Annotated in this window: 10 protein-coding genes; 7 read left to right on the forward strand and 3 right to left on the reverse strand. The window is 59.2% G+C overall.

Annotated features, from left to right (window positions below):
- Positions 1–137: 137 nt before the first annotated feature.
- A complete protein-coding gene (rsfS, locus tag AN476_RS14655) occupies positions 138–569 on the reverse strand; it encodes a ribosome silencing factor (protein WP_172684834.1) in 432 nt (143 codons plus the stop codon).
- Positions 570–602: 33 nt separating this feature from the next.
- On the opposite strand from rsfS, the gene AN476_RS23090 reads away from it, so the two are divergent.
- The 5 genes from AN476_RS23090 to AN476_RS14680 all read left to right on the forward strand — a co-directional run bounded on the left by AN476_RS23090 (position 603) and on the right by AN476_RS14680 (position 5,377).
- Positions 603–803, forward strand: coding sequence for a hypothetical protein (locus tag AN476_RS23090; protein ID WP_054462338.1), 201 nt, complete (start codon positions 603–605; stop codon positions 801–803).
- A 161-nt stretch (positions 804–964) separates the two neighbouring features.
- A complete protein-coding gene (gene leuC / locus AN476_RS14665; protein ID WP_054462339.1) occupies positions 965–2,371 on the forward strand; it encodes a 3-isopropylmalate dehydratase large subunit in 1,407 nt (468 codons plus the stop codon).
- Positions 2,372–2,384: 13 nt separating this feature from the next.
- The gene (leuD, locus tag AN476_RS14670) at positions 2,385–2,990 is read left to right on the forward strand and encodes a 3-isopropylmalate dehydratase small subunit (protein ID WP_054462340.1); all 606 of its coding nucleotides are present in this window, start codon (positions 2,385–2,387) and stop codon (positions 2,988–2,990) included.
- A 471-nt stretch (positions 2,991–3,461) separates the two neighbouring features.
- The gene (locus tag AN476_RS14675; RefSeq protein WP_054462341.1) at positions 3,462–4,295 is read left to right on the forward strand and encodes a hypothetical protein; all 834 of its coding nucleotides are present in this window, start codon (positions 3,462–3,464) and stop codon (positions 4,293–4,295) included.
- Positions 4,295–5,377, forward strand: coding sequence for an endonuclease/exonuclease/phosphatase family protein (locus AN476_RS14680; protein ID WP_054462342.1), 1,083 nt, complete (start codon positions 4,295–4,297; stop codon positions 5,375–5,377). Before AN476_RS14675 ends, AN476_RS14680 begins: the two co-directional genes overlap by 1 nt.
- A 9-nt stretch (positions 5,378–5,386) precedes the next feature.
- Here the strand turns inward: AN476_RS14680 and AN476_RS14685 are convergent, their stop codons facing one another.
- Positions 5,387–6,298 (reverse strand): epimerase, encoded by a 912-nt coding sequence (locus tag AN476_RS14685; RefSeq protein WP_054462343.1) that lies wholly within the window; start codon positions 6,296–6,298, stop codon positions 5,387–5,389.
- A gap of 95 nt (positions 6,299–6,393) precedes the next feature.
- On the opposite strand from AN476_RS14685, the gene AN476_RS14690 reads away from it, so the two are divergent.
- A complete protein-coding gene (locus tag AN476_RS14690; protein ID WP_054462344.1) occupies positions 6,394–7,338 on the forward strand; it encodes a LysR family transcriptional regulator in 945 nt (314 codons plus the stop codon).
- A gap of 36 nt (positions 7,339–7,374) precedes the next feature.
- Positions 7,375–8,478 carry a 3-isopropylmalate dehydrogenase gene (gene leuB / locus AN476_RS14695; RefSeq protein ID WP_054462345.1) on the forward strand — a complete coding sequence of 368 codons (1,104 nt, stop codon included), beginning with the start codon at positions 7,375–7,377 and terminating at the stop codon, positions 8,476–8,478.
- 111 nt (positions 8,479–8,589) lie between these two features.
- On the opposite strand, the gene AN476_RS23405 is transcribed toward leuB, so the two are convergent.
- On the reverse strand, positions 8,590–8,780 hold a 191-nt coding region (locus tag AN476_RS23405; protein ID WP_054462346.1), incomplete at its 5' end, for a hypothetical protein.

An 8,780-nucleotide genomic window follows, 5' to 3' on the forward strand; every position in this document is an offset into this window, starting at 1 on the left:
GGCTAAGCCCCAGTTCTACCGTGCCCGTTAAACAGTGTGATCTGGCCCACAGTCTGGCCCAGGGGGCCAGGCCGGATCAGGTCAGCGCGGCTGAGATGGCATCAAAGCGGCGCCATCTCCCAGGCCGCTAGGGAGGCTCAGCTCTCTTCCGACCCGGGGGTCATGCCGGGCTGCCAGAGCTTTTCGATCTGGTAGAACTCGCGCACTTCCGGGCGAAACAGATGCACAATGACATCGCCGGTGTCGATCAGGACCCAATCGCCTGTATCACGGCCCTCGACCTTGCTGAGAATACCATATTCCTGCTTCAGGCGGTCCGTCAGCTTTTCGGCGATGCCTGCAACCTGGCGGCTCGAACGGCCCGTCGCAATGACCATAAAATCGGCAATAGCCGTCTTACCGCGCAGATCAATCTGCACGACATCTTCGGCCTTGTCATCATCCAGAGAGCTCAGGACCCGCTCCAGCAATTCCACATTGGTTGGGCGGCTCTTGGCAGCGGTTTCGGCTGCGTCGCTAGCGGCGGCGTCAGCCGCTTGAGGTTCGGTCGACAGAACACTGTCCTCCATAAGGCGCGCCGACCCTCCCCCGGCGCTGGGGATATGCTAAAAATAGCAATTCCCGCGCCACATTTCAACGAAAGCGACACCGGGACTCGAATCATCGGCACTCCTTGCCTGATCTGGAGCCCCGCCGAAAGAGGGCAAGCGGTATATTTACAAGGATTCAAGGCAAAGATCGCCCAGATTGCCGCGATCAAACCCTGCGAACCCTTGATCGCCTGCCCGCTCGCCTGTATCTGACGCCTATGACCCTCGTATTGGCCCAGACTATTGAGTTGCAAGACCGCGCCCGCCTGCGCGAGCGATTCTATGGTGCCGCCCGCACGGTCCTGGCGCGCCTATAAGGCCGCAGCCCAAGCCCAAAGCCAGCTATATACATTCGAAAATACGGGAGAGGACACATGTCCCCCAAAACGCTCTATGACAAAATCTGGGATGCGCATGTCGCGCATGAAGCAGAGGATGGCACCTGCCTTCTTTATATCGACCGTCACCTGGTCCACGAAGTGACCAGCCCGCAGGCCTTTGAAGGTCTGCGCTTGGCCGGCCGCAAGGTGCATGCGCCGGACAAGACCATCGCAGTGCCGGATCACAACGTACCCACCACTGCGGGCCGCGAAGATCCCGCGCAGATGACGGCCGAAAGCCGCATTCAGGTCGAAGCGCTGGACAAGAACGCCAAGGAATTCGGCGTGCACTATTACCCCGTCTCTGACGTGCGTCAGGGCATCGTGCATATCGTCGGCCCTGAGCAGGGCTGGACCCTGCCCGGTATGACCGTGGTTTGTGGCGACAGCCACACCGCCACCCATGGTGCCTTTGGCGCCCTCGCCCATGGCATCGGCACCTCCGAAGTTGAGCACGTTCTGGCGACCCAGACCTTGATTCAGAAAAAATCTCTGAACATGAAGGTCGAAATCACCGGCAAGCTGAAGCCCGGTGTGACCGCCAAAGACATCACACTGGCCGTGATCGGCGAGACCGGCACCGGCGGCGGCACCGGTTACGTGATTGAGTATTGCGGTGAAGCAATCCGCGATCTGTCCATGGAAGGCCGCATGACCGTCTGCAACATGGCCATCGAGGGCGGCGCCCGCGCGGGTCTGATCGCACCAGATGAGACTACCTACGCCTACGTCAACGGCCGCCCCCACGCCCCAAAAGGTGCGCAGTGGGAAGCCGCTTTGAACTGGTGGAAAACGCTCTACACCGATGAGGGCGCGCATTTCGACAAGGTTGTCACCCTGAAGGGCGAAGACATCCAGCCGGTTGTCACTTGGGGCACTTCGCCCGAGGATGTGCTGCCGATCTCTGGCGTGGTTCCAAACCCAGAAGATTTCACCGGTGGCAAGGTTGAAGCTGCCCGTCGTTCGATCGAATACATGGGTCTGACACCGGGTCAGAAACTGACCGATATTGAAATCGATACCGTCTTTATTGGCTCCTGCACCAATGGCCGTATCGAAGATTTCCGTGCCGTGGCCGAAGTGGTCAAAGGCAAGAAGATCAAAGACGGTATGCGCGCCATGATCGTTCCCGGCTCTGGCCTGGTGCGGGCGCAGGCCGAAGAAGAAGGTCTGGCTGATATCTTCCGCGAGGCCGGTTTTGAATGGCGCCTTGCGGGCTGTTCCATGTGTCTGGCGATGAACCCCGACCAGCTGTCCGAGGGTGAGCGCTGCGCCGCCACCTCGAACCGCAACTTTGAGGGGCGTCAGGGCTACAAGGGTCGCACCCATCTGGTGTCGCCAGCCATGGCCGCCGCAGCTGCCCTCACCGGCAAGCTGACCGACATCCGTGATTTGATCTGAAGGAGCGAGACAGATGGAAAAGTTTGAAAAACTCACCGGCATCGCCGCACCTATGCCTTTGGTCAATATCGACACCGACATGATCATCCCCAAGGTCTTTCTGAAGTCGATTGCTCGCACGGGCTTTGGCAAGAACCTGTTTGACGAGATGCGCTACAACCGCGACGGCACCGAAATCGAAGATTTTGTGCTGAACAAGCCGCAGTACCGCAACTCCGAAATCCTGGTGGCTGGCGACAACTTTGGTTGTGGTTCCTCGCGCGAGCATGCGCCTTGGGCGATTGCCGATTTTGGCATCAAATGTGTGATCTCCACCTCCTTTGCCGATATCTTCTTCAACAACTGCTTTAAGAACGGCATCCTGCCGATCGTGCTGCCACAGGAACAGGTCGACCTGTTGATGAAAGACGCGGAAAAGGGCGAGAACGCTCGTATGACCGTTGATCTGGAAGCACAGGAAATCACCACCTCCGACGGTGAAGTGGTCAAATTCGAGGTAGATGCCTTTAAAAAGCAATGCCTGCTGGAAGGCCTGGATGACATTGGTCAGACGTTGCAAAAGCAAGCAGCCGTGCAGACCTATGAAGGTAAGATGGCGCAGGAACGCCCCTGGGTTTGATCCCCTAACCGACTGTTCAGGCGCCCAATACTGTCCTGGCACAGAATGAATAGACAAAGCCGCCCCATCCCCGGGGGCGGCTTTGTTTTTAGGTGGGTCGGCACAAGGCGGCGGCATTTGTGGGTAAATTTAGACAAATGCGCCACAAACTTGCCGCATTCCCCCTTCCCTGTCCTCTTCCCACCCCTGCTGCGCCGCGCATTGGTGCTGCAAGATCGCCGACCACTACATCTGGTAGGGGTCTGGCAAGCTGCTGATAGACATAGCCAAAATTGCGGCATTCCAGCATCAGCCTGTGCGGTTTTCTGCAAGAAAGACAAAATTCCGCAATTGGAAACTTGAGCCCGAAGGGCAATCCATGCACAAATGGGGCAAAATTGAGGCGCGCATTCCGGGCAGTCTGGGATGCATCAAGTTGGAACAAGGGCACGGCAAAGTACCGTCCAGTCCAGTTTGAAGGGAAAAATAGCAGTGTTTGCTCGCATAACAGGCGCGGCAACTCGTGGTCTATTGGTTGCATTGCTCATTGCAATGCCATCTATGGTACTGCCGGTTTCTGCCACAGAATCTCCAGAGATTATCGCCCTCATGGCGATACTTGGCGGAGCTTTGACCTTTGCCGAGTATTTCTCCAACTATCCCAGCTTTGTTGAATTCCGCGAGGCCCCACCGCTGAACCGGATGCGCTTTGTGGCGGCTTTTGCCATGATCAGCCTGCTCAGCCTCTTGACCCGCGACGCGCTGGACCCAACCGGGTTGACGGCCCTGGTGCAAACCCTCGGCACCCGTTTAGGCGAGGCACTGGATTTCGCCTACTCGCCGGTGCAGCTGACAGTCTTGATGCTGCCGCAGGCCACGCCCATCGACAGTCTCGAGCTCACCCGCAACGCAGCTGGCATCGCCTATGTGGTCTCGGCATTGGCAATCCTGGGCTTTGTCCTCGCCATTCGGGTTGGAAATTGGCCCATTGCCAATGGTGCCTTTAACGTCTGGGTAAACCTGCCGCTGTTTGATCCGACAACTGGCGGTGATGTTGTTACCCGGCTACAGCGGGACGGTCGCATCAACATCATCATTGGTATCTTGCTGCCCTTTGGCATGCCCGCCACGATCAAGCTGATGTCTGGTCTGATCGACATCAGCCATCTGACCTCTCCTCAGATGCTGATCTGGATGATCGCGGCCTGGGCTTTTGTTCCGGCCTCGATGATCATGCGCGGACTTGCGATGCTACGGGTCGCGGATTTGATTGCTCAAAAAAGACGGGCCGTCTACGCCCATGCCGAAACCCTGCAGGTCGTATAATGACAGGGGCATTGCAGAGATATCTCTGTACTGTGCCCACTCTGTCTTTGCTGCTGACCCTGCTGGCCTCACCGCTATGGGCACAGCCAGAAACCCTGCGTATCGCCACCTTTAATACGGAACTCTCCCGCAAGGGCCCAGGTCTGCTGCTGCGCGATATCACCCGTGGTGAAGACCCGCAGATCACGGCCGTGATCACCGTGATTGCCGAGGCCCAACCCGATATTCTGGTGCTTCAGGGGATCGACTGGGATCATCAGAACCTTGCACTTCGGGCGCTGGAACACCAGCTGGCACAGGTCGGTGCCGCCTATCCCTATCTGTTTTCAGGCCAGCCCAATGCGGGGCTTGCCACCGATCTGGATCTGGACGGCGATGGCCATCTGGGCGGTCCCGGAGATTCTCAGGGCTATGGGGGCTATACCGGCCGCGGCGGTATGGCCGTGCTGTCGCGCTATCCCTTGCTTGCGGAGGACCTCACCGACCTTACCCCGCTGCTGTGGCGCGACCTTCCCGGTGCCGCGCTGCCTCAGCACCCCGATGGCAGCCCCTTCCCCTCAGAACAGGCGCAGGCGATCCAGCGCCTTTCCTCCACCGCGCATTGGGTGCTGCCCGTCGCCGTGGGGGAACACCAACGGCTGACCCTTTTGTGTTTTCAGGCCACCCCGCCCCTGTTCGACGGAGCAGAAGACCGCAACGGTCTGCGCAATGCAGATGAGATCCGGCTCTGGCAGGTCTTTCTGGATGGGCAGCTCGCAACTGGCGCTGCTGCGCCGCCAATCAAAGGTTTTATCATTGCCGGGGGCAGTAATCTCGACCCCGAGAAAGGCCAAGGTCGACGCGCGAGTATTGCAAGTCTGCTGCAGGACCCACGGCTTCAAGATCCGCGCCCGCAATCCCCTGAAGGTGGCACTGAAACAGTCGACTGGGGAGAGATGCGCCGCATGCGGGTGGACTACCTGCTGCCCTCAAAGGACTGGCAGGTGACGGGGGCCGGCGTGGTCTGGCCCGACAGGGCGACCTCCCCCGCCGCGACCGCAAGCCGCCACCGGCTGGTTTGGGTGGATCTACTGCTGGACTAGCCCCCGGGGCTAGACCGGGTTTTCCACCAGATCGCGCCTTTCGCCGGGCTGCTGTTTCAGCAGGGCCTTAGGCAGGCATCGCAGCAGGGCCTTTTCTGGCGGCGTCGCCTGAAAGCCTGGCAATAGCTGCTGCAACAAGTCGTGGCTCAGACGATGCGGCGTATCCCACAAATAACGCATCTCCAGCAGGCAGCGCCCCATGGGCCAGAAAGGGCGGGCGAGCTGCAGGGGCAGCCAAGACATCTGTTTCAACTTGGCAGGCCGGCGCAGATGCATATTCAGGATCGCAAGCATCTCCTGTGCCGAAAGCGTAAACCCCGCAAAGGGCAGGTCCAAGAAGGGCGGCAGCTCAGAACGCCTTTCAGCCAGACCAACCGCAGCCTGCGCCAGATCCGGCAGATAGGCCCAGGAATGGGGGATATCCGCACGCCCGGGAGAGACAAATAGCCCTTTGCTCAACTTGGCTGTGATCATCGCATCAAACCAGTTCCCCGAGGCTTCGGTGTCCAGAAAGTCTCCGGCCCGCAACAGGATCACCTGTGCTTTGCAATCCCGATAGGCCGCCTCCATCTCGATTCGGATACGCCCCAGAGGGTTTTCGGCGGCATGGGGACTGTTCTCGGACCAGGGAGAGGGCGTCTGCGGACCAAAGACATAGACATTGCCCGGGAGGATAACCGTCGCGCCACTGACTTCCGCAGCCTGGATCACCTGACGATGCAAACCTGGCACCTGACTGGCCCAATCTGGGTAGGCCGGGTTCCAGCCATTCACAATCACATCCACCCCGGCTGCGGCGCGCGCCAGATCATCCTGCCCCCGCTGAAAGCGTTTCACCTGCCACCCGGCCCGCTCAAAAGCCAGAGCGCTGGCGCGACCAAAGCGCCCGGAGGCCCCCAGAATGAGAACCGTTTGTACCATCAATATTCCTCCTGTGCTGAAACCTTCCTGCAGTTTCACCCATTCGAAAGTTGCGGGCTATTGCCAAAATGTTCAGATCTGCCATTCAGTATTGAATGGAAAAAATACCCCTCACCGACTGGTCGCTGATTCAGAGCTTTCTGGCCGTGGCCGAAACCGGCTCGCTTTCGGCGGCGGCGCGGCGGCTGTCCCGCAGCCAGCCCACCCTCGGGCGTCATATTCAAAGCCTGGAAGCAGATCTCAATCAACACCTGTTCGAGCGTCACCCACGCGGGTTACAGCTATCGCAGGCGGGCACTGCGCTGCTGCCTATGGCCCGCGAAATGCAGACGCAGATGTATCGCTTATCACTTCAGGCTGCGGGCCAGTCCGAAGAACTGGCCGGCACCGTGCGTATCACCGCCAGTGTGTTTGCCTCGCATTATCTGTTGCCGCCCCTTCTGGCCGAGATCCGCAGGGTTGAACCTGGAATCGAGCTGGAACTGGTGCCAACGGATGAAAGCGAGAACCTGCTTTACCGTGCCGCCGATATTGCACTGCGCATGTATCGCCCCACCCAGCTGGATGTGATCACCCGGCATGTCGCCGATCTGCCGTTGGGGATCTTTGCCGCCAAATCCTACCTGGAGCAACGCGGCACGCCGCAAACAGCAGAGGAGCTATGGCGCCATGATTTGGTGGGCTACGACAGCAATGATCTGATCCTGAACACCATGCGCTCCATGGGATGGCAGGTCGATCGCACTGCCTTTCCCATGCGCTGTGACAACCAGGCCACCTACTGGCAACTGGTGCGGGCAGGATGTGGCATCGGGTTTTGCCAATGCGATGTGGCCCGCGCAGATGCCAGCGTCGCCGAGCTGGATCTGGGCATCAAAATCCCACCGCTGCCGGTTTGGCTGACCACCCATAGCGCCATGCGGGAAACGCCTCGCATCCGACGGGTGTGGTCGCTCTTGGCAAAAGCTCTAAAACCGGCGGGCAAATCGACGCCTGCACCTTGGGAATCAGGTGCTGTTGTTGACCCTGAGGCCCCATAGGGGTAGGCCATTTCCAACTGTTTTTAGGAGGCACATATGTCCAATCCATCGATTCTGATTCTGCCCGGCGACGGTATCGGCCCAGAGGTCATGACTGAGGTTCGTAAAGTCATCAACTGGTTTGGTGAAGCCCGCGACATTCAGTTCGATGTAAGCGAAGATCTGGTCGGCGGTGCCGCCTATGACAAGCACGGTGTGCCTCTCGCAGATGAGACCATGGCCAAGGCGCAAGAGGTCGATGCGGTTCTGCTTGGGGCCGTTGGTGGCCCGGCCTATGACGATCTGGACTTCTCGGTCAAACCCGAGCGGGGCCTGCTGCGTCTGCGCAAAGAAATGGATCTCTATGCCAATCTGCGTCCGGCGCAGTGCTTTGACGCTCTGGCCGATTTCTCCTCTTTGAAACGCGACATCGTTGCCGGTCTCGACATCATGATCCTGCGCGAGCTGACCTCGGGCGTCTACTTTGGCGAGCCTCGCGGCATCTTTGAAGAAGGCAACGAACGCGTTGGCATCAACACCCAGCGCTACACCGAGTCCGAGATCGAACGCGCCGCGCGCTCTGCTTTTGAACTGGCGATGCGCCGCAACAAAAAGGTCTGCTCGATGGAGAAGGCCAACGTCATGGAGAGCGGTATCCTGTGGCGCGAAGTTGCCACCCGTGTGGCCAAGGACTACCCCGAGGTGGAGTTGAGCCATATGTATGCCGACAATGGCGCTATGCAGCTGGTCCGCGCGCCCAAGCAGTTTGACGTCATCCTGACCGACAACCTGTTTGGCGATATTCTGTCTGACTGTGCTGCGATGCTGACAGGATCATTGGGCATGCTGCCCTCGGCCAGCCTCGGTGCGCCAATGGCAAATGGCCGCCCCAAAGCGATGTACGAACCCGTGCACGGTTCCGCCCCTGACATCACCGGCCAGGGCAAGGCAAACCCCATCGCCTGTATCCTCAGCTTTGCAATGGCCCTGCGCTACAGCTTTGACATGGGAACTGAGGCAGATCGTCTGGAAAAAGCGATCGAGAAGGTCCTGTCGGACGGCGCACGCACTGCCGATCTGCTTGGGGAAGATGGTGTTGACCCGATCTCTACCAGCGAAATGGGCGACGCCGTTGTCGCGGCCCTGCAGGCCAGCCTGTAACGCTGCTTCTCTGGGGGGCGCACACCGGGCCGCCCCGTGAAAGCAACGCTGTGAATGAAGAAAGAGGGCCCCAGTGCCCTCTTTTTTACTCTCAACACTGGCGGGATGATCTCAGGGCAGCTTTGGGACACTTGGCAAAACCGCCTTGGTCGCCGCGCGGTAATGCTCCAGCCTTTCGAGATGGCGCAAAGCGGCCAGCAGGGCCGTGCAGGTGGTGCCTATATTCATCCCCGCCACAATGACAATGCGCTGTGTCAGGCTGATGGCGCCACTTTGGATCGTTACCAACGCCAGGGCCATGG

Origin of the sequence: Phaeobacter sp. 11ANDIMAR09, assembly GCF_001294455.1 — a bacterium.
In the GTDB taxonomy this organism is placed as follows: domain Bacteria; phylum Pseudomonadota; class Alphaproteobacteria; order Rhodobacterales; family Rhodobacteraceae; genus Pseudophaeobacter.